This is a genomic window from Streptomyces sp. NPDC006335 (assembly GCF_040612795.1).
Lineage (GTDB): Bacteria > Actinomycetota > Actinomycetes > Streptomycetales > Streptomycetaceae > Streptomyces.
The window spans coordinates 69248-89264 of record NZ_JBEXQX010000004.1 but is presented as its reverse complement, the minus strand read 5'-3'; the positions used below and the strand labels follow the sequence as shown (position 1 = coordinate 89264).

At 71.3% G+C, this 20017-nt stretch carries 22 protein-coding genes; 6 read left to right on the top strand and 16 right to left on the bottom strand.

Annotated features, from left to right (window positions below):
• Positions 1 to 39: 39 nt before the first annotated feature.
• The 12 genes from ABZ098_RS14225 to ABZ098_RS14170 all read right to left on the bottom strand — a co-directional run bounded on the left by ABZ098_RS14225 (position 40) and on the right by ABZ098_RS14170 (position 11987).
• Positions 40 to 1104, bottom strand: a complete 1065-nt coding sequence (locus tag ABZ098_RS14225; protein WP_356591408.1) for a polyprenyl synthetase family protein — start codon at positions 1102 to 1104, stop codon at positions 40 to 42.
• 71 nt (positions 1105 to 1175) lie between these two features.
• Positions 1176 to 2570, bottom strand: coding sequence for a hydroxysqualene dehydroxylase HpnE (hpnE, locus tag ABZ098_RS14220; RefSeq protein ID WP_356590683.1), 1395 nt, complete (start codon positions 2568 to 2570; stop codon positions 1176 to 1178).
• The gene (locus tag ABZ098_RS14215; RefSeq protein WP_356590681.1) at positions 2567 to 2716 is read right to left on the bottom strand and encodes a DUF6380 family protein; all 150 of its coding nucleotides are present in this window, start codon (positions 2714 to 2716) and stop codon (positions 2567 to 2569) included. The genes hpnE and ABZ098_RS14215 overlap by 4 nt, the downstream gene beginning before the upstream one ends.
• On the bottom strand, positions 2716 to 3666 hold the full coding sequence (hpnD, locus tag ABZ098_RS14210) for a presqualene diphosphate synthase HpnD (protein WP_356590679.1): 951 nt from the start codon (positions 3664 to 3666) through the stop codon (positions 2716 to 2718). Before hpnD ends, ABZ098_RS14215 begins: the two co-directional genes overlap by 1 nt.
• On the bottom strand, positions 3663 to 4565 hold the full coding sequence (gene hpnC, locus ABZ098_RS14205; RefSeq protein WP_356590677.1) for a squalene synthase HpnC: 903 nt from the start codon (positions 4563 to 4565) through the stop codon (positions 3663 to 3665). The genes hpnD and hpnC overlap by 4 nt, the downstream gene beginning before the upstream one ends.
• Before the next feature lie 387 nt (positions 4566 to 4952).
• Positions 4953 to 5732, bottom strand: a complete 780-nt coding sequence (locus ABZ098_RS14200; RefSeq protein ID WP_356590675.1) for an ABC transporter ATP-binding protein — start codon at positions 5730 to 5732, stop codon at positions 4953 to 4955.
• Positions 5725 to 6654 (bottom strand): ABC transporter permease, encoded by a 930-nt coding sequence (locus ABZ098_RS14195; protein ID WP_356590673.1) that lies wholly within the window; start codon positions 6652 to 6654, stop codon positions 5725 to 5727. The genes ABZ098_RS14200 and ABZ098_RS14195 overlap by 8 nt, the downstream gene beginning before the upstream one ends.
• 106 nt (positions 6655 to 6760) lie before the next feature.
• Positions 6761 to 7633 (bottom strand): glycosyltransferase, encoded by an 873-nt coding sequence (locus ABZ098_RS14190; RefSeq protein WP_356591406.1) that lies wholly within the window; start codon positions 7631 to 7633, stop codon positions 6761 to 6763.
• An 8-nt stretch (positions 7634 to 7641) separates the two neighbouring features.
• Positions 7642 to 8421 (bottom strand): CDP-alcohol phosphatidyltransferase family protein, encoded by a 780-nt coding sequence (locus ABZ098_RS14185; RefSeq protein ID WP_356590671.1) that lies wholly within the window; start codon positions 8419 to 8421, stop codon positions 7642 to 7644.
• Positions 8399 to 9460, bottom strand: coding sequence for an iron-containing alcohol dehydrogenase family protein (locus ABZ098_RS14180; protein ID WP_356590670.1), 1062 nt, complete (start codon positions 9458 to 9460; stop codon positions 8399 to 8401). The genes ABZ098_RS14185 and ABZ098_RS14180 overlap by 23 nt, the downstream gene beginning before the upstream one ends.
• Positions 9448 to 10200: a phosphocholine cytidylyltransferase family protein gene (locus ABZ098_RS14175; protein ID WP_356590668.1), complete on the bottom strand. Its 753-nt coding sequence runs from the start codon at positions 10198 to 10200 to the stop codon at positions 9448 to 9450. The genes ABZ098_RS14180 and ABZ098_RS14175 overlap by 13 nt, the downstream gene beginning before the upstream one ends.
• Complete coding sequence (locus ABZ098_RS14170) at positions 10197 to 11987, bottom strand: DUF5941 domain-containing protein (protein ID WP_356590666.1); 1791 nt, start codon at positions 11985 to 11987, stop codon at positions 10197 to 10199. The genes ABZ098_RS14175 and ABZ098_RS14170 overlap by 4 nt, the downstream gene beginning before the upstream one ends.
• Positions 11988 to 12264: 277 nt before the next feature.
• Between ABZ098_RS14170 and galE the strand changes: the two genes are divergently transcribed.
• From galE to idi, 3 genes are all read left to right on the top strand, one after another.
• Positions 12265 to 13233 carry a UDP-glucose 4-epimerase GalE gene (gene galE / locus ABZ098_RS14165; protein ID WP_356590664.1) on the top strand — a complete coding sequence of 323 codons (969 nt, stop codon included), beginning with the start codon at positions 12265 to 12267 and terminating at the stop codon, positions 13231 to 13233.
• Positions 13234 to 13394: 161 nt separating this feature from the next.
• Positions 13395 to 14336 carry a cation diffusion facilitator family transporter gene (locus ABZ098_RS14160; RefSeq protein WP_356590662.1) on the top strand — a complete coding sequence of 314 codons (942 nt, stop codon included), beginning with the start codon at positions 13395 to 13397 and terminating at the stop codon, positions 14334 to 14336.
• A gap of 187 nt (positions 14337 to 14523) precedes the next feature.
• The gene (gene idi, locus ABZ098_RS14155; protein ID WP_031036715.1) at positions 14524 to 15117 is read left to right on the top strand and encodes an isopentenyl-diphosphate Delta-isomerase; all 594 of its coding nucleotides are present in this window, start codon (positions 14524 to 14526) and stop codon (positions 15115 to 15117) included.
• 13 nt (positions 15118 to 15130) lie between these two features.
• Here idi and ABZ098_RS14150 read toward each other — a convergent pair whose 3' ends face one another.
• Together ABZ098_RS14150 and ABZ098_RS14145 are read right to left on the bottom strand one after the other, a co-directional pair.
• The gene (locus ABZ098_RS14150) at positions 15131 to 15655 is read right to left on the bottom strand and encodes an ATP-binding protein (RefSeq protein ID WP_356591404.1); all 525 of its coding nucleotides are present in this window, start codon (positions 15653 to 15655) and stop codon (positions 15131 to 15133) included.
• A gap of 126 nt (positions 15656 to 15781) precedes the next feature.
• Positions 15782 to 16387 carry a DUF308 domain-containing protein gene (locus ABZ098_RS14145; RefSeq protein WP_356590660.1) on the bottom strand — a complete coding sequence of 202 codons (606 nt, stop codon included), beginning with the start codon at positions 16385 to 16387 and terminating at the stop codon, positions 15782 to 15784.
• 69 nt (positions 16388 to 16456) lie between these two features.
• Here ABZ098_RS14145 and ABZ098_RS14140 point away from each other — a divergent pair, with 69 nt between their 5' ends.
• On the top strand, positions 16457 to 17215 hold the full coding sequence (locus ABZ098_RS14140) for an enoyl-CoA hydratase-related protein (RefSeq protein WP_356590658.1): 759 nt from the start codon (positions 16457 to 16459) through the stop codon (positions 17213 to 17215).
• On the opposite strand, the gene ABZ098_RS14135 is transcribed toward ABZ098_RS14140, so the two are convergent.
• Both ABZ098_RS14135 and ABZ098_RS14130 read right to left on the bottom strand, forming a co-directional pair.
• Complete coding sequence (locus tag ABZ098_RS14135; RefSeq protein ID WP_356590656.1) at positions 17202 to 17837, bottom strand: DJ-1/PfpI family protein; 636 nt, start codon at positions 17835 to 17837, stop codon at positions 17202 to 17204. The two genes, ABZ098_RS14140 and ABZ098_RS14135, sit on opposite strands and share 14 nt — an antisense overlap.
• 10 nt (positions 17838 to 17847) lie before the next feature.
• Complete coding sequence (locus ABZ098_RS14130; protein WP_356590654.1) at positions 17848 to 18807, bottom strand: GlxA family transcriptional regulator; 960 nt, start codon at positions 18805 to 18807, stop codon at positions 17848 to 17850.
• Between the two features lie 113 nt (positions 18808 to 18920).
• On the opposite strand from ABZ098_RS14130, the gene ABZ098_RS14125 reads away from it, so the two are divergent.
• Complete coding sequence (locus ABZ098_RS14125; protein WP_356590652.1) at positions 18921 to 19790, top strand: hypothetical protein; 870 nt, start codon at positions 18921 to 18923, stop codon at positions 19788 to 19790.
• 90 nt (positions 19791 to 19880) lie between these two features.
• Positions 19881 to 20012, top strand: coding sequence for an LPFR motif small protein (locus ABZ098_RS14120; protein ID WP_252100555.1), 132 nt, complete (start codon positions 19881 to 19883; stop codon positions 20010 to 20012).
• Positions 20013 to 20017: the final 5 nt, after the last annotated feature.

Genomic DNA, 20017 nt, shown 5'->3' with positions numbered 1-20017 from the left:
CGGCCGGCGACTACGCGAGGGCTATTCGACCGATAGTGATCATCTCTTCCGTACGACGACGAAGTCGGCGAGCGCCGTGAACTGGTCCCGCACCCGGTCGGGCATGTCGACGGCGTTCAGGGCCTCGATGGCGATGGTGTGCTGACGGCGGGCCTCTCCGGCGGTCCACTCGCGGCCGCCGGCCTCCTCGATGAGGGCGGCGCGGGCCGCGAACTCCTCCTCGGAGAAGTTCTCGAAGTCGCTGCTCTTGGCGTCGGCGGCGAGGATCTCGCCGAGCTGCTCGGAGGCGGCACCGCCCGCCGCGAGCGCGGCCACGACGGGCAGGGACTTCTTGCGCTGGCGCAGGTCGCTCCAGGTCTGCTTGCCGGTGGAGACCGGGTCGCCCCAGATGCCGAGGAGGTCGTCGACCGCCTGGAAGGCGAGGCCCAGGTGGTAGCCGTACTTCTCCAGGGTGTCGGCGGTGCGGTCGTCCGCGCCGCCGAGCACGGCGCCGATGGAGGAGGCACAGGCCAGCAGGGCGCCGGTCTTGTTGCCCTCCATCTCCAGGCACTCCTCGACGCTGACGCGGTCGCGGTGCTCGTAGGAGATGTCCTGCGCCTGGCCGTCGATCAGGGCGCGGGTGGCGGTGGTCAGCCGACGGGTCGCGCGCCCGGCCTCGACGGTGCCGAGCTCCAGCAACACCTCGTTGGCGAGGGCGAACAGGGCGTCCCCGACCAGGATGGCCTGGGCGGGGCCGTGCACCTTCCACACGGTGTCGCGGTGGCGGCGCTGCTCGTCGCCGTCCATCAGGTCGTCGTGCAGCAGGGAGAAGTTGTGGACCAGTTCGACGGCGACCGCGCCGGGGATGCCGGTCTCGGGCGCGGCGCCGGTGACCTCGGCCGACAGGACGGCGAGGGCGGGCCGCACGGCCTTGCCGCCGTCCCCGTCCGCGGGGTTGCCCTCGGCGTCGATCCAGCCGAAGTGATAGGCGGAAACGGTGTCCATCGGGGATGCGAGGCGGTCGACGGCCGCCTTCAGCACCGGAGTGGCCAGGGTCCGGCCGCGCTCCAGGAGCGCGGTCACGTCCACCGCGGACCTCGCAGCGGCCGTCTCGGCCGGGGGCACAGTGGGCACAGTCTCTCCTCTTGTTGCGGTACCGGAGGTGCTGGGGCCGGATACGCCGTGCTGGTCGAGCATCACGCGGCCTCCTCGAACTCGAAGAGACGGGCGGGGCGGGGCCGGCCCAGGGCGGCGAGGGCGGCGTCCGCCGCACTCACACCGCTGCGGACCGCACTCTCCATGGTCGCGGGCCACCCTGTGGCGGTCCACGCGCCGGCCAGGTAGAGGCCGGGGGCTTTCGTACGGGCGCCGGGCCGCAGCCGTCCGACGCCGGGGGCCGGAGCGAACGTCGCCGTGCGCTCCCGGGTCACGAAGAAGTCCTTCACCTCGGCGCCGCGGGCCGGCGGCAGCAGCCGCTCCAGCTCGGGCAGATAGCGCCGGCGCAGCTCGGCCACGGGCTCGTCGATCTCGTCGTGCGCGGCCGACTGGGACAGGGCGAGGTACTGGCCCTCGCGCAGCCCGGAGGCGTCGGTGCGGTCGAAGACCCACTGGACCGGGGTGCCGAGGGCCGCGAAGAAGGGTTTGTCGAGCACCTTGCGGTCGTAGACCACATGGACGTTGAGGATCGGCGCGGTGCCGATCTCCCGAAGATTTTCGGGGGCGTCCAGCGCACCCTCCGGCAGCAGGTCAGCCGCCTCGCCCTGGGCCACGGCGAGCACGACCGCGTCGGCCCGGAGCGTCTCCCCGGGAACCTGAACGTTCCAAGTGCCGTTCTCGTCAGTGGAGATGGAGGTGACGCGTGTACGGACCTCGGTACGCACGCCCGCGGAGTCGAGCGCCTTGCGGGCCAGCCGGTCGTGCAGTTCACCCAGCGGGACGTGCGCCCAGCCGATGTCGGCCGCGCCCGGGTCGGACAGCAGACCGGTCTTGAACACCATCGCGGCGAGCCCCAGCGAGGCGTCGCCCGCGACCGCGTTGAGGGTGGCGACCCCGACCAGGTCCCACAGGGCCTCCACGGCACGCGCCGACTGACCGTGCGCGGTCAGCCAGCTGCCGAAGTCCTGTGCGTCCAGGCTCGGATCGGCGAGGTCGAGTCCCTTGAGCGCGAGCGCGGCACGTCCTACGGCGGCCCGCTCGGCGAGCGAGAGATGCGGGTAGGTCGCGAGGCTGCGCCCCAGATGCAGGGGGACCGGCAGCGCGTCGCGCCGCAGTCTGCCGAGCCGTCGGCCCTCCGGCCGGGCCAGGTCGAGTACGGGCACGTCGAGACGATCCTGCAACGGCGCCAGCGCCGCGCCCTCGATACGGTCGAGGAACCAGCGGTAGGCGGTGCAGCAGCGCAGGTAGACGTGCTGTCCGTTGTCGACGGTCAGTTCGCCGCGCTGGAAGGAGAAGGCGAGCCCGCCCAGGCGCGGCCTGCCTTCGAGCAGGGTGACGCGCACCCCGGCGTCGGCGAGCGCGAGCGCGGCGGTGATCCCGGCGAGCCCGCCGCCGATCACGACGGCGTCCCGTCCGGACCGCTGTCCGTCGGTCATCGCACACCCTCCCCTGCCCGGACGCCGTGGTGCTCGAACGGTGCACGGCCGGCCGTCGCAGTCAGGGACGCCGTCTTCGAGCGGAGGGTTGCGTGCCGTTTTCCTCCGGCGGCATCACCTTGGACCGAATTGTCCACCCCATCCATCAGGCGCGCCTCCTGACGGCCCGCCGCGTCACATGCCGGGTGTCCAGGCCGGACAGGCCGCGGACGGCGACGTACGCCTTCTCCCGCCCGGGCAGCGAGACCCGGCCGCGCAGCACCGCCTCGGGGTCGCGTTCGATGCGGTCGAGCAGGCGGCGGTAGATGCCGGCCATGGCGGCGACACAGGCTCCGCTGCGCCGGTCGAGCATGGGGAGCAGCCGGTAGCCCTCGGCGAAAAGGGCGCGGGCCCGTCGCACTTCGAAGTGCACGAGGCCCGCGAAGTCGGCGCCCTCCGGTGGCTTCGGCCCCTTGAAGCCGGCGGAGCAGCCGAACTTCGCGAGGTCGTCGGCGGGCAGATAGACGCGCCCGCCCTCGGCGTCCTCACGGATGTCCCTGAGGATGTTGGTGAGCTGGAGCGCCAGACCAAGCGTGTCGGCATACTCCGGCGCGCGTTCGGCGGCGCGCGCCCCAGGTTCGGTGCCGAAGACGCCGAGCGACAGCCGCCCGATGGCACCCGCCACACAGCGGCAGTACACCTTGAGGTCGTCCCAGGTCTCGTAGGTCTCGCCGCGTACGTCCATCAGGACGCCGTCGATCAGCTCGTCCAGGCCGCCCAGCGGAATCGGGAAGGTCTCGGCCGCGTGGGCGAGGGCGACGGCCACCGGATCGGTGTCGTCCTCGTCGACCGAGCCCTCCCGCACCCGGGTCAGCATCGCCCGGGTGTCCTCGAGTCTCGCGGCCTTGACGTCGGCCGCCAGCGCTCCGTCGCCGATGTCGTCGACGCGCCGCGAGAACGCGTAGAGCGCCGACATCGCACGCCGCTTGGACGTCGGCAGCAGCCTGATGCCGTACGCGAAGTTACGGGCCTGCTGTCCGGTCACGGCCTCGCAGTAGCTGTAGGCGGCGAGTACCGGTGCGGACGCGTGTGGTGGTGCCTCCACCGTCCGGATCACCCCTCTCCTCGCAGAGTGACGCCCACCTCGCGCAGCAACTGGAGCTTGCCGGGCTTGGGCGGGCCGGGAAGTACGTCGTGTTCGGCGGCGGAGATCGCGCGGAGCGCCGCCCTTCCCCCCGCCACGAACCCTGCGAGCAGCAGCTTCAGTCTGCCGTGGACGCTACCCACCAGGGGGGCGCCTTCATTCAGGAGTTCGCGGGCGCGTTGTGCCTCGTATGCAACCAGAGCGCGCACCGATGCGCCCGCGGTTTTCGTGGCGAGATCCGCCTCCTGGACGTGAAAGCGCTTCATGTCCTCGGCGGGCAGATAGATCCGGTCGCTGCCGAGGTCCTCGGCGACGTCCTGGAGGTGTTCGACGATCTGGAGGGCCGTGCAGATCGCGTCCGAGAGACGGTTCCGCTCGGGGGTCGAGGTGCCGGTGACGGCGAGCACGAGACGGCCGACGGGGTTGGCGGACAGCTCGCAGTAGGCGAGCAGGTCGTCGTAGGTCTCGTAGCGCGTGACGAGCTGGTCCTGGCGGTTGGCGGCGATCAGGCCGAGGAAGGGCTCGGGGGTGAGGGAGCGGCGGCGGACCGTGGGCTGAAGCCGGCGGAGCAGCGGGTGGCGGGGCTCTCCGGAGAAGACGCGGTGCAGGTCGGCCTCGAAGGCGTCCAGCAGGACCAGCCGGTCCTCGGCCTCCTCGGGCTCCACGCCGAGCAGCCGGGCGTCGGCGCCGCCGGGGGCGAGATCGCCGTCGCCGATGTCGTCGACGAGGCGCGCGAAGCCGTAGACCGCCATGAGGTCGGTGCGCCAGTCCTTGGGCAGGAAGAAGGGAGCCACGGGGAAGTTCTCCGCCGCGGCCTTGTCGAGCGTTCCGCGCTCCGTTGTGCCGGGGCGCGTCGTGCCGGTCTCCGTCATCGCTGCCTGCCCGGGGCGGGGACGGCACGTGCTGCGTTGAGCTGGGGAGTTTCCGTAGCCATCGCCGTCACATCTCCCGTTCTACACCGCCGACCCAATACACACTATTTCGGACACGCCGCCCAGCCGTCCGCGCGGTTTCCCTGCGATCGGGTGTCGCGCATTATCGCCCCACTTGCCGCGATTGGGCACCGGTACAGCTTACGTTGTACAACGCGGCAAGGATCGTCGGGGTGTCCTGCACATCACAACAACACACCGATTGGCCCCAAGATTCCTAAGGGGCGCCGAAGTTGACGCTTCCTTTGCAGACGTGTGGCCCCGCCGGAACAGTTCCGGCGGGGCCCGGTCGAGCGGAGCGGTGTTGTTCGTCCGGGGCGGGGTGGACTACTTGCCCGTGAACTTCTCGTACTCCTTGATGACCTCGTCGGTCGGGCCGTCCATGCGCAGCTCGCCGCGCTCCAGCCACAGGACGCGGTTGCAGGTGTCACGGATCGACTTGTTGTTGTGACTGACGAGGAACACCGTGCCGGCCTCCTTGCGCAGTTCCCGGATGCGTTCCTCGGAGCGCTTCTGGAACTTGCGGTCACCGGTGGCCAGGGCCTCGTCGATCATGAGGACGTCGTGGTCCTTGGCGGCGGCGATGGAGAAGCGCAATCGGGCCGCCATACCGGAGGAATACGTGCGCATCGGAAGGGTGATGAAGTCACCCTTCTCGTTGATCCCGGAGAAATCGACGATCTCCTGGTAGCGCTCCTTGATCTGCTCCCGGGACATGCCCATGGCGAGGCCGCCCAGGATGACGTTGCGCTCGCCGGTCAGGTCGTTCATCAGGGCCGCGTTGACGCCGAGCAGGGAGGGCTGGCCGTGGGTGTAGACGCGGCCGCTCTCGGCGGGCAGCAGACCGGCGATGGCGCGCAGCAGGGTCGACTTGCCGGAGCCGTTGGAGCCGATCAGGCCGACCGCCTCCCCCTTGTAGGCGACGAAGGAGACGCCCTTGACGGCGTGCACCTTGCGCACGCCCCGCTCCTCCCCGCGCTTGAGGATGCGGCTCAGCGCGGCGGTCGCGCTGCCCTTGCCGGTCTTGGCGCCGTTGACGCGGTAGACGATGTGCAGCTCGTCCGCGATGACCGTGGGGATGTGCTCGTCCCTGGTGTCCTCAGCCACGGCCGTACCTTTCCTCCGCCTTCCAGAAGTACACGAAACCGCCGAGCGCGAAGAGCGCGGCCCAGCCGCCCGCGGCCGCCCAGACATGGTCGGGCAGGTTCTCAGCGCCGTACTCGTCGATCAGGGCGAAGCGCATGAGGTCCATGTAGATGGCCGCCGGGTTCCACTGGAGGACCGTGGCGACCCACTGCGGCTTGTCCGCCAGCATGATCGGGATCGAGAACATCACGCCGGACGCGTACATCCAGGTACGCATCACGAACGGCATGAGCTGCGCCAGGTCGGGCGTCTTGGCACCCGCGCGGGCCATGATCAGCGCCAGGCCGGTGTTGAAGAGGAACTGGAGGATCAGCACCGGCACGATCAGTGCCCAGGACAGGTCCGGGTAGTGGCCGAAGCCGACCGCCACGGCGAACAGCACGACCATCGAGAACAGCAGCTGCTGGAGCTGCTGGAGCGCGAAGGAGATCGGCAGGGACGCCCGCGGGAAGTGCAGCGCGCGGACCAGGCCGAGGTTGCCGGAGATGGCGCGTACGCCCGCCATGACGGAGCTCTGCGTGAAGGTGAACACGAAGACACCCGTGACCAGGAACGGGATGTACACGTCCTTCGACATGCCCCGGCTGGCGTTCAGGATGACGCCGAAGATGATGAAGTACACGCCCGCGTTCAGCAGTGGCGTCGCGACCTGCCAGAGCTGACCGAGCTTGGCCTGGCTGTACTGGGCGGTCAGCTTCGCCCGCGAGAACGCGAGGATGAAGTGGCGCCGGTCCCAGAGCCGGCGGACGTAGTCGAGGAGCGAGGGCCGGGCACCGCTCACGGTCAGGCCGTACCGGCCGGCGAGCTGTGCCGCCGTGAGGCCCTCGTCGGGCGACGCGGGCGCGCTCACCGCGACCGTGCCGTCGTGCGTTGTCTCACTCACTGATGGATAGCTTTCCTCTTCGGGATGCCTCGGGATGCGCGGCCTGTGGGGGCAGGGCACGAGCGTGGGCCGTGGTGCGGCCCGGCCGCTCTCAGGAACGAGCTTGTCAGATGACCGGGGGCCGGCCCAGTCGGGTCAGGCGCCAGACGGTACGCCACTTCATCGGCCTGCGCGGACCGCACGGCGTGCTCCAGCCTTCCCGGAAGCCGCCGAACCACGCCTTCAGGGCGGGCCGTGAGGGGCGGCGCACGAGGGTGAGCAGCATCCAGACGCCGAGGTAGACCGGGACGAGGAGCGCGGGCAGGTTGCGGCGGGCGAGCCAGACGCGGTTGCGGGCGACCATGCGGTGGTAGACCGCGTGCCGCGAGGGCGCGGTCGTGGGGTGGTACAGCACCATGTCGGACCGGTAGTCGATCATCCAGCCCGCGTCGAGGGCCCGCCATGCCAGGTCGGTTTCCTCGTGGGCGTAGAAGAATTCGTCCGGGAGGCCGCCGACTTCGGCGAAGACCTGGGTGCGTACGGCGTTGGCGCCGCCGAGGAAGGTGGTGACCCGGGACGAGCGCATCGGGTCGGCGGCCCGCAGCCGGGGGACGTGCCGGCGCTGGGTGACGCCGGTGTCGGGGTCGGCGATGCGGAAGCTGACGATGCCGAGCTTCGGGTCGGCGGCGAAGGCCTGGCGGCACAGTTCGGCGGTGTCGTGGTTCGGGAGGAGGCCGTCGTCGTCGAGGAAGAGCAAGATGTCGACGTCTCGACCGCTGGGGCCGAAGGCCTCGATGCCGACGTTGCGGCCGCCCGGGATGCCGAGGTTCTCGGGCAGTTCGATGGTCCGGACGCCGTCGGGGACGTCCGGGACGGGCGAGCCGTTGCCGACGACGACCACCTCGACCGGGTCGCCGTCCTGCTTGGCGACCGAGTCGAGCAGGGCACGCAGCTCCTCGGGCCGGTTGCCCATGGTGATGATCACCGCGCCGACCTTCATGCCGGTGCTCACTTCAGCCTGCTGGAGGCGAGGATCGACACGAGGTGCAGCAGGGTCTGGAGCAGCGCGATGCTGGCCAGCACCGCGACCCCGAGCCGCGAGAAGAACAGGTCGTCGCGCATCTGGTCGGCGACCGCCAGGACCAGGATCAGCAGGGACGCCTCGATGCCGAGGATCAGCCGGTGGAACTTGAGCAGGGAGGCGGCCTTGCGGGCCAGTGCCATGCCGGAGGAGCGCATCTCGGCGGCGGCCTCCTGCACGGGCGGCTTGCCTGCCTGGTGCCGGGCGACGCCCACCAGGTCCGTCTCGGCCTTGATGAGGATCGCGCCGAGGGCGGCGAGGGTGCCGAGGAAGGCCCACAGCCAGTCGATACGGCCGCTGCCGAACAGGTCGGCGGCGCGCAGGCCGAAGCCGACGAGCACGGCCGCGTCGGTCAGGTACGCGCCGACCCGGTCCAGGTAGACGCCGTTGAGGGAGTACTGCTTCTTCCAGCGCGCGATCTCGCCGTCGACGCAGTCGAGCAGCAGGTACATCTGGACGCACACCACGCCGAGCACGGCGCCCGGGATCCCCGGCACCAGGAGGGCCGGGGCCGCGAGGACACCGAAGACGGTCATCAGGTACGTGAGCTGGTTGGGCGTGACCTTGGTGTTCACCAGGTAGCGGTCCACCCGCAGGGACACCTCACGCATGTAGAGGCGTCCCATCCAGTGCTCACCGCTGCGCCGGTCCTTGACCCCTGCGGGGTGGACGACCGGACGGAGTTCAGCTACCGATGGCCTTGACATAGTCGGCGTAGATGTCCTTGATCTGGTCGGTCTTGAGGTCGAGGTGTTCGAGGATGGTGTAGCGGCCGGGGCGCGTCTGCGGGGCGAACTCCACAGCGCGCACGAACTCCGCGGGCGTGAAGCCGATCTCCTCCGGCAGTACCGGAAGTCCGTGCCGGCGCAGCACCTCGGCCATGTAGGCCGCTTCCTCATGGGCTCCGCGCAGGTACATCGCGAAGGCCGCGCCCAGGCCGCACTGTTCGCCGTGGGCGGCGGCGCGCTTGGGGTAGAGCAGGTCGAACGCGTGGTTGATCTCGTGGCATGAGCCGGACGCGGGCCGTGAGTCGCCGGAGATCGACATCGCGACGCCGGTGAGGACCAGGGCCTCGGCGAGCACCTGGAGGAAGTCGTTGTCGCCGACCCCGCCCGGGTGCCGGAGCACGGCCTCGCCGGCCTGGCGGGCCATGGCGGCGGCGAGTCCGTCGATCTTCTCGCCCTTGACGCGGTTCGCGAGCTCCCAGTCGGCGATCGCGTTGATGTTGGAGATCGCGTCGCCGATGCCCGCGCGCACGAAGCGCACCGGGGCCTCGCGGATGACGTCCAGGTCGATGACGGCCGCTATCGGGTTGGGCACGCCGTAGGAGCCGCGGCCCGCGTCGTTGTCGAGGGTGGCGACGGGTGAGCACAGGCCGTCGTGCGCGAGGTTCGTCGGTACGGCGACCAGGGGCAGGCCGACGCGTGCCGCGGCGAACTTGGCGCAGTCGATGATCTTGCCGCCGCCGAGTCCGACGACCGCGTCGTAGTGGCCGGCCTTCATCTCCCCGGCCAGCCGGATCGCGTCGTCGAGGGTGCCGCCGCCGACCTCGTACCAGGTGGCCCCGGGCAGGGACGGCTCAAGGCGTTCGCGCAGTCGCGCGCCCGAGCCGCCGCTGACCGCGACGGCCAGCTTGCCGGAGTGGGAGATCCGCTCGTCGGCGAGCACGCACGCCAGGTCCTCGAGGGCACCCGGGCGGATGTCCACGACGACCGGTGAGGGGATCAGCCTTGTCAGTACCGGCACGCGATCTCCCGTCCACGGGCGAGGTCGTCGTGGTTGTCGATCTCCACCCACGGGACGTCGCCGATCGGCGCGACGTCGATGCGGAAGCCGCGGTTCACCAGCTCCTGGTAGCCGTGCTCGTAGAACTGCTGCGGGTCGGTCTCCCAGACCGTCTTCAGCGCGTCGGCCAGTTCGGGGGCGGCGTCGCCCTCGATGAGGGTGACGCCGATGTACTCGCCGGTGGCCTCGGCCGGGTCCATCAGCTTGGTGATCTTCGTCATGCCCCGCTCGGGGTCGACGACGACCTTCATCTCCTCGTCGGCGAGGTTCTTCACCGTGTCCAGGGCGAGGATGATCCGCTTGCCCTCGCCGCGGGCGGCGATCAGCGTCTTCTCGACGGAGACCGGGTGCACGGTGTCGCCGTTGGCGAGGATCACGCCGTCCTTGAGGGCGTCACGGCCGCACCACAGGGAGTAGGCGTTGTTCCACTCCTCGGCCTTGTCGTTGTCGATGAGGGTGAGCTTGAGGCCGTACTTCGCCTCCAGGGCGGCCTTGCGCTCGTACACGGCTTCCTTGCGGTAGCCGACGATGACCGCGACCTCGGTCAGGCCGATCTCGGCGAAGTTGCCGAGGGTGAGGTCGAGAACCGTGGGTTCGCCCTCTATGCCCGCGGGGCCCACCGGCACCAGCGCCTTGGGGAGGCTGTCGGTGTAGGGGCGCAGTCGGCGTCCGGCGCCGGCCGCCAGCACGAGGCCGATCATGCGGTTTCTCCTTCGTCGTGTACGGCGGGCGCCCCAGCGGACACCCAGAAGCGGATGCTCTCGACGACGACCACCAGGGCAACGGCCACGGCCAGGGCCGTGAGCGCGACCGTGAACTGCGAGGCGGTGAGCGCGGCGGCCAGGACGGTGACGAGCAGCGTCCGTCCCTCGTGTCCCCCGACGGCGCGCACCAGCCAGGCCGGGGGCGCTCCGGCGTTGCCGCGGATGCGGTACACCGTGTCGTAGTGATGGTAGGCGACGGCCGCCACCAGGCCGAAAGCCGCGGGAAGCGCTCCGTGCACGTCCGCTTCGGCCGCGAGGACGAGAACCGTGCAGTATTCGGCGGCGCGGAAGAGCGGCGGGACGAGCCAGTCGAGGGCGCCCTTGAGGGGGCGGTACAGGGCCTGACCGGCGGCGATCGCGTAGACGAAGGCACCGCCGACGGGCGCCCAGGTGTCCCCGGAGAAGAGGGTGCCGGTCAGGATTACGGTGCCCGCCAGCGCCACAACCACCCGGGGTCCCCCGAGAGGGGCCAGCGAGACACGCGCCAGCAGCCCGGCCAGCGGTCCGTCGTCCGCGAGGTCCGCCAGCGCCTGCGCGGCCCGGTCGGTGCGCTGTGCCTTGCGGGTCAGCGACCGCAGCACCCGGCCCGCCGTGGTGTACGTCGCGGCGAAGGCGCACCCGACGAGAAGGACGTAGAAGGTGATCCGCGGGGTGGTGACGGCCGTGAGCACCGCGATCATCGCCCAGCGCTCGCCGATGGGCAGGACGATCATCCGCCGCACCCACACCGTCCAGCCGACGCTGTCGAGCTTGTCCGAGAGGGCCGCCGTGGGGCTGGTGTTGGCGGTCGCGTCGTGGTTGGCCTCGTTGAAGGAGAAGTCGACGACGTGCCGGCAGGTCTGGAGGACCATCGCGCCGAGGGCGAGAGCCCAGACGTCATCGCCGCCGCGGGCCGCGCCGAGGGCGAGGCCGGCGTAGTAGGCGTACTCCTTGGCCCGGTCGAAGGTGGCGTCGAGCCAGGCGCCGAGGGTGGAGTACTGGAGGGAGTAGCGGGCGAGCTGGCCGTCGGTGCAGTCCAGGACGAAGGACGCGATGAGGAGGACGCCCGCGGCCACGAAGCCGCCCCGGGTGCCGGTGGCCGCGCAGGCCGCCGCGATGAGCGCGGTGATCAGGGACGCCGTGGTGACCTGGTTCGGGGTCAGGCCGCGGCGGGCGCACCAGCGGGCGATGTAGCGGGAGTAGGGGCTGATGAAGTGGGTGGTGAAGAAGCCGTCTCGGGACTTCACGGCGGACTTCAGGCGTACGGCCTCGTCGTCCACGTCCGCGACGGCCTGCCGTGCCTCGTTGCGGGCCTGGGGGTCGGCGGGGACGGCGGCGACCAGGCTGCCGAGCTCGGGGCGGTGCACGTCGGCGCCGTCGTCGACCAGCGCGGCGACGAGACGGTCCGGGAGGCTGTCCACAGCGACCGCCGTGCCGCCGCCCGTGGAGTTCTGGCGGGCCAGCGCGCGGGTCAGGGTCGCACGGCCGTCGGGCTGCGCGGTGACCGCGCCGGGCACGGCGGCGAGGGGGAAGCGGGGGTCGGTGAGGCCCAGGCGCAGAGCGTGCACGTGGCCGACGAACCGGGCGTCGACGAGGGCGACGCGCTGGTCGCAGGGGGCCTCGGCGACCAGCCGCTCGGCGTCGGCGGCGTCCGCGGCGACCCGCACGTCGAAGCCGAGGGACCGCAGATCACCCTCGATCGACGATCCGGGGACCGGCTGACCGGTGAGGATGGCGGTCGACAACCGAACTCACTCCCTGGGTGCCGACGCGCGGGCGCCGGTCATGTGCACGATGGGGGCGCCCCTTGGCCGGGCCAGGCGGGCGGCATGTCGGCAGAGGCTATCGGATGCCAAGAAGGCGGCGTTCACCGCCCGTTAACGGACCGATCAACAGCGTCTCCCCCGGCCTTTGCCGCGATCATCATCGGTGATCCGGGGCCCCGCTCACAAACCGTGCCCCGCAGAGCGGACATCCGGGACATCGTGAGGGTCCGGGGGCGTCGGCATAGGGTGGGCGACCATGACGTGGCTGATCACCGGCGGTGCCGGGTACATAGGGGCGCATGTGGCGCGGGCCATGACGGGGGCCGGGGAACGGGTGCTCGTCCTGGACGACCTCTCGGCGGGGGTGCCCGCGCGGCTTCCCGCCGACGTGCCGCTGGTCCGCGGCTCCTCGCTGGACGGCGGCCTGCTCAAGCGGGTGCTGGCCGAGCACGCGGTGACGGGTGTGGTGCATCTCGCGGCGCGCAAGCAGGTCGCCGAGTCGGTGGCCCAGCCGACCCGCTACTACCAGGAGAACGTCGGCGGTCTCGCGACCCTCCTGGAGGCGGTCGCGGAGGCCGGGATCGAACGTTTCCTCTTCTCCTCCTCGGCGGCCGTCTACGGCAACCCCGCTGTGGAACTCATCACGGAGGAGACACCGTGCGCGCCCGTGAACCCCTACGGCGAGACGAAGCTCGCCGGGGAGTGGCTGGTGCGGGCGGCCGGACAGGCACACGGGATCTCCACGGTCTGCCTGCGCTACTTCAACGTCGCCGGGGCCGCGGCGCCGGAGCTCGCGGACACCGGTGTCTTCAACATCGTGCCCATGGTCTTCGACCGGCTCACCCGCGACGAGGCCCCCCGCATCTTCGGCGACGACTATCCGACACCGGACGGCACCTGCGTCCGTGACTACATCCATGTGTCCGACCTCGCCGAGGCGCATCTCGCTGCGGCCCGGCGGCTGTCCGAAGGCGGACAGCACGGTGACCTGACGGTCAACATCGGTCGCGGCGAGGGCGTCTCCGTGCGCGAGATGGTCACGGTGATCGGCGAGGTGACCGGAGACAGACGGCCCGCGGTCGTGGAGCCCCGGCGCCCCGGGGACGCCCCGGTGTCGGTGGCCTCGGCCGCCCGAGCCGCCGAGACGCTGGGCTGGAGCGCGCGGCGAGGGGTGCGCGAGATGATCGAGTCCGCCTGGAGCGGATGGCAGCTGCACCACCGCTGAACCACCATGGGGCCTGCCCTGACCTGCGCTTCGTTTCCGCAGGTCAGGGCACATGACAACGGTGTTCAGTGCCGCGTTGCCCGATACCCCCCGCCCGTAGTTGACTGTGATCCCGGGCGGGCCGTTCGGCTGTTCCGGGTCAACAGTAGGAGGCGGCTTCCATGGGGGCAGGGCACGACCACGGGCACGCGCACTCACATGCGCCGGCCGGCGGTACGGCGACCGCGGCGTACGTCGGCAGACTGCGGGTGGCACTGTCGATCACGCTCACCGTCATGGTGGTCGAGATCGTCGGCGGAGTCGTCGCGGACTCCCTCGCCCTGGTCGCGGACGCGGCGCACATGGCGACGGACGCGCTGGGCCTCGGCATGGCTCTCCTCGCGATCCACTTCGCGAACCGCCCCGCGACCGGCAACCGCACCTTCGGCTACGCCCGGGCCGAGATCCTCGCCGCCCTCGCCAACTGTCTGCTGCTGCTCGGGGTCGGCGGCTACGTCCTGTACGAGGCGATCCAGCGGTTCGTCACGCCGGCCGACACCGAGGGCGGGCTGACCCTCGTGTTCGGTGCGATCGGTCTGGTGGCGAACATGATCTCGCTGACCCTGCTGATGCGCGGTCAGAAGGAGAGCCTGAACGTGCGAGGGGCCTTCCTGGAGGTCGCGGCGGACGCGCTGGGCTCGCTCGCGGTGCTGATCGCGGCGGCGGTGATCCTGACCACGGGTTGGCAGGCCGCCGACCCGATCGCCTCGCTCGTCATCGGTCTGATGATCGTGCCGCGCACCTTCAAGCTGCTGCGCGAGACCCTCGACGTCCTGCTGGAGGCGGCACCCAAGGACGTCGACATGACGGAGGTGCGGACCCACATCCTGGCCCTGGACGGCGTGGAGGACGTGCACGACCTGCACGCCTGGACGATCACCTCGGGGATGCCGGTGCTCTCCGCGCACGTGGTCGTGCGCACCGACGTCCTCAGCGCCATCGGCCACGAGAAGATGCTGCACGAGCTCCAGAACTGCCTCGGCGACCACTTCGACGTGGAGCACTGCACCTTCCAACTGGAGCCGGGCGGGCACGCGGAGCACGAGGCGCATCTGTGCCACTGAGACAGGTGTACGGCGCATGAAACGCCCGTTCTGGCGGAATGCAGCGATCCGGCGCACCTTCGCGTCCTCCATCCCACAGCCCCGCGCCGAGCGGTTGCCCACACGCCGCGCCGGGCACGATCAACAGCCGGGAGTGCCGGATCCGTGCGGCACACTTGGGGCGCGAAGACCGATGTGAAGGATGGGTATGCCGACCACACCTGCCACCACGACGCACACTCCGTCGAACGGCGCCGCGAACGCGATCCTGCTGGAACTGGTCGACGAGCACGGTGTGACGATCGGCACCGCGGAGAAGCTCGCCGCCCACCAGCCGCCGGGGCAGCTCCACCGCGCCTTCTCGGTGTTCCTCTTCGACGAGCGGGGCCGGCTGCTCCTCCAGCAGCGCGCGCTGGGCAAGTACCACTCGCCCGGTGTGTGGTCCAACACCTGCTGCGGCCACCCCTACCCGGGCGAGGCGCCCTTCGCCGCGGCGGCCCGGCGCACGTACGAGGAGCTGGGGGTCTCCCCGTCGCTGCTCGCCGAGGCGGGCACGGTCCGCTACAACCACCCGGACCCGGACTCGGGCCTGGTCGAGCAGGAGTACAACCACCTGTTCGTCGGCATGGTGCAGTCCCCGCTCGGCCCGGACCCGGAGGAGGTCGCCACGACCGCCTTCGTGACCCCGGCCGAGCTGGCGGAGCGGCACGCGAAGGACACGTTCTCCGCCTGGTTCATGACGGTGCTGGACGCGGCCCGTCCCGCGGTCAGGGAGCTGACGGGCCCGTCCGCCGGCTGGTGAGGGCCCCGGGCGCTCAGGACACGCGCAGGGCCTTGAGCGGCAGGGCGGCCCAGATCACCTTGCCACCGCTGGAGGTGTGCTCGACGTCGCAGGCGCCGCCCGCCTCCAGGGTGATCTCCCGCACCAGCAGCAGTCCCCGCCCCCCGGTCTCGCTGTGCGCGGCCTCCAGGGCGGTCGGCCGGTAGGGGTGGTTGTCCTCCACGGACACGCGCACCCACTCCGCGCCCACGGCCACCTCCACGGCGAGCATCGGGGAGAGCAGGGCCGCGTGCCGGACGGCGTTCGTGACGAGTTCGGACACGATCAGCAGGAGGCCCTGGACGAGGTCGTCCGAGACGGGCACTCCCTGGCGGTACAGCAGGTCCCGCACGGCGTGTCGCGCCTGCGGGACCGAGGCGTCGACGGCGGGGGCGGTGAACCGCCACACCCCCTCGTACGGCAGCGGGTCCGGTTCACCCGGGTCGGGGGGAGGCGGTTGAAGGGGGTCTTCGCCGCTCCCCGTCGGGCGGGGGCCGGACCCGCGCCCATGGTCGTCCATTCTTCGGTCGCCACCCTTGCGCTCGATTGTCACCACAGGTCGAGTGTTGGTAGCGCTTCGCCCCACTCCGGATACCTGAACAGAAGTCAGCGCATATCGAGCGCCTCTGACCGGATCCGCGCGGAACTACTCGGGTTGTGTCGGCTTGGCGGCCGCTTCGTGCTGTTCGGTGACCATTCCGACGATCTTGCGTCCGCCGTAGCCGGTGGCGACGAGCCCTAGGCCGTCGAAGAGCAGACCGAGCGAGAAGAAGCAGCCGATCACGTACTTGCTGTTGCTCGGCCAGGAGGCCAGCACCAGGATGCCCAGCAGCAGACCGAAGGCGCCCTGCACAAGCGTCCAGCCGAACTGCGGTCCCCGCACCACCAGGCTGCCGACCAGCCGGAACACCCCGCCGGTCAGGAAGAGCAACGCGGCGAACATGGTCAGTGCCGCTGCCGCCGCCTCCGGTCGCCCGATGACGACGACACCGGCCGCGATGTTCAGGGCGGCGACCACGACACCGAGCCAGAAGAAGTTGGAGCCCCGGGCCTGGACCGCGTGCAGCAGGCCGACCACACCACCGATCAGCAGCAGCCAGCCGAACAGGATCATCGAGGTGAGCGTGGCCACCCCGGTGTAGACCAGTCCGACGAGTCCGGCGATCACCAGGATCACACCGAGCGCCGCCAGCCAGCCGAACCCGCGGCTCAGCTTGGCCGTCTCCGGGTTCTCCGCCTTGTTCACTGCCATGCGGGGCCTCCTCGCACTGCGGACCCCTTCTTGATCGTTCGGTCGGGGCGTGGGGCTAGCATCCGACGCATGGAGTACCCGGAACCGCAGCTTCTGCACACCGTCACCGACGCGGTCGCCACCGTCGTGGTCCACCATCCGGCCAAGCGCAATGCCATGACGGCCGCGATGTGGCGGGCGCTGCCGCCGCTGCTGGACGCGCTGGCCGCCGATCCCGGTGTCCGGGTACTCGTGCTGACCGGGGAGGGTGGGACGTTCTGCGCGGGCGCCGACATCTCGACCTTGCGAGGGTCGTCCGAGGAGGCGCAGGGGCTCGCGGTGCGTGCCGAGGAGGCCCTCGCCGCGTTCCCGAAGCCGACGCTGGCGGCGATCCGGGGGCACTGCGTGGGCGGCGGGTCGCAGCTCGCGGCGGCCTGCGATCTGCGGTTCGCCCAGGAGGGGTCGCTGTTCGGGGTGACGCCTGCGAAGCTCGGGATCGTGTATCCGGCGTCCTCCACCCGGCGGTTGGTGTCGCTGGTCGGTCCAGCCACCGCCAAGTACCTGCTGTTCTCCGGTGAGTTGATCGACGCCGAGCGGGCGCTGCGCACGGGCCTGGTCGACGAGGTGCTGCCGGAGGGTGAACTCGCCAAGCGGGTCGGGGAGTTCACCCGGATCCTGGCGTCCCGTTCGCAGCTCACGCAGGCCGCGGCGAAGGAGTTCGCGAACGGCCGCACCGACCGGGACGCCCACTGGGCCGCACAGGCGCGCGGCAGCGGCGACACCGCGGAGGGGGTCGCCGCCTTCCTGGAGCGCAGGACACCGCGCTTCACCTGGACTACGTCAGGATGAAGCGGCTCCCGGAGCGGAGCTTGTCGACGAGATGCGCGGGCGCCTTCTCGGGCGAGCCGGCGTCGTAGGGCGGCCGCGGGTCGTACTCGATGCCGAGCTGTACGGCCTGGGCGTGTTCGTCGCCGGCGATCCGGCCGAGGAGCGTGAGCCCCATGTCGATGCCGGCGGAGACTCCGGCGCCGGTGACGTACTTGCCGTCGAACACGACCCGCTCGCCGGTCGGTTCGGCGCCGAACTCCTTCAGGAGGTCCAGGGCCAGCCAGTGGGAGGTCGCGCGGCGGCCCCGGAGCAGGCCCGCGGCCGCGAGCAGCAGGGACCCGGTGCAGACGGACGTGGTCCAGGTGCTGGTGGCGTCGGCGGCGCGCAGCCAGTCGAGCAGCGCCGTGTTCTCCATCTGCGGGGTCTGTCCGGGGCCGCCCGGCACGAGCACGATGTCGGGGCTCGGCACCTCGGCGAGCGTCCTGTCGGCGGTGAGGGCGAGCCTGCCGGTGTCGGTGCGCACGGGACCGGCCCGCTCGGCGACGAACACGGTCTCCGCGTCGGGGAGGCGACCGAGGGTCTCGTACGGTCCTACGGCGTCCAGGGCGGTGAAGCGGTCATAGAGGACGATGGCGATCTGCACGGTGAGCCTTTCAGTGGGCCGGGGTCGGGTGGAAGCGGCGGCGGTACTCGGAGGGGGCCGTGCCGAGGGCCTTGATGAATGCGCGGCGCATCCCCTCGGGGGTGCCGTAGCCGCTGGCGCGGGAGATCTCCTCGATGCCGTCGGAGGTGTCCTCCAGGAGGCGGCGGGCGTGTTCGAGCCGGACCCGGTCGACGTACCGGCCCGGTGTCATGCCGGTCTCGGTCTGGAAGGCGCGGGCGAAGTGGCGGGGCGAGAGGCGGGCCCGGGCGGCGAGGGCCTCGACGCCCAGGTCGTCGGCGGGATGCTCGGTGATCCACTGCTGGACCTCGCGCAGCGGCTCGCGCTGCGCGGTCTGGGCGGCGAGCTGGGCGCTGAACTGGGCCTGGTTCCCGGGCCGGCGCAGGAAGACGACCAGGTGTCGGGCGATGGCGAGGGCGGCGTCCCGGCCCAGGTCCTCCTCGACCAGGGCGAGCGCGAGGTCGATGCCCGAGGTGACGCCGGCGGACGTCGACACCCGGCCGTCGCGCACGTAGATCGGGTCGGGGTCCACCTCGATGCCCGGGTGGTCGCGGGCCAGCCTGTCGCAGTACGCCCAGTGCGTGGTGACCCGGCGGCCGTCCAGGAGCCCCGCCTCGGCGAGGCGGATGGCGCCGGTGCACACCGAGACCAGGCGTTCGGCCCGGGGCCCGTGCTCGCGCAACCAGTCGGTGAGGAGGGCGTCGGGTCGCCGGGTGCCTTGGCCGCCGGGCACGAGGAGGGTGTGCGGGGCGTCGGCCCGCGCGAGGTCTTCGTCCGGTACGACGGTCAGGCCGCTGGAGGTGCGGACGGGAGCGCCGTCCAGCGAGGCCGTACGGATGCGGTAGGTGCCCGGGGTGTGCTGTTCGGCCCCGGCGAAGACCTCCAGCGGGCCAAAGACGTCGAGGCTCTGCACGCCGTCGAAGAGGACGAAGAGAACGGTTCGCTGGGCCATGCCCTCGATTCTTGGGTGGCTTCGCGATGGCCGCAATGACGAGTTCCCCACCTTTTCTGCCATGCCGGGCACACCCGTCGAGGGGATACCAAGCGGTCGGTAACCTGCACTCCATGACTACTGCCGTCCTGGAACCGCGCGCCGGCCGCCGCTGTCACAACCCGCTCAACTCCCTGCACGCCGCGCACTACTTCTCCCCCGACCTGGGCAAGGAGCTGGCCGCGATCGGGGTCACGCACCCGAGGGCCGTCAACTTCGCGGTGCGGGCCGCCGCCCTGGGGCCGGTCGGACCGGGAGCGGTGACGGCCGCGTTCTACAACTACAAGCACGAGCTGGTGGCCGAGCACGTGCCCGCCGTGTGGCGGACCGCCACGCCCGAACAGGTCCTGGCGGCACGCGCGCGTGCCGTCGACACGACCCTGCGCCGCCTGCTCGGCGACGAGACCGTGGCAACGGACGCGATGGCCGAGGCGGCACGGCTGGCGCTCCGGGCCACCGAGGCCTGTTCGCGCGCCGCGCGCCCGCTGTACTCCGCGCACGCCGACCTGCCGGTGCCCCAGGAGCCCCACCTGGCGCTCTGGCACGCCGCGACGCTGCTGCGCGAGCACCGGGGCGACGGCCATCTCGCCGCCCTGATGTCCGCGGAGCTCGACGGCCTGGAGGCCCTGGTGACCCACACCGCGACGGGCCGGGGCATGACGCCGTCCTGGGTGTTCACCACGCGCGGGTGGACCCGGCAGGAGTGGGACGCGGCCGTCGGACGGCTCCGCGCACGCGGGCTGCTGGACGCCGACGGCGAGCTGACCGAGCGGGGCGTCGCCCTGCGGGACGGGATCGAGGCGGAGACTGACCGGCTGGACCGGGCCCCCTACGAGCACCTCGGGGCCGAGGGCGTACGACGGCTGACGGAGCTCGCGGTGGGGTTCGCGCGTACCGCGGCGGCCGCCGGGGCCTATCCCGCGGACCTGATCGGCAAGCGCTGATCTTTCGGCGCCTCGAAGATTGCGGGGCCGTCTCGGAGGTACCCGTTCTTCTCCCGGCCGTCTTGGCCGGGAGAGGAAAGGGGATTTCACATGTTCCGCGCGATCGCAGACGTCCTGCGCCAGATCGGTGGCGCCATCGCCACCGTGGTCACCCTGCCCTTCCGGGCGCTGGCCCGGCTCTTCGGCGGTGCGTCCGGCTCCACGCGGAGCCGCAGGGCCTGACGACC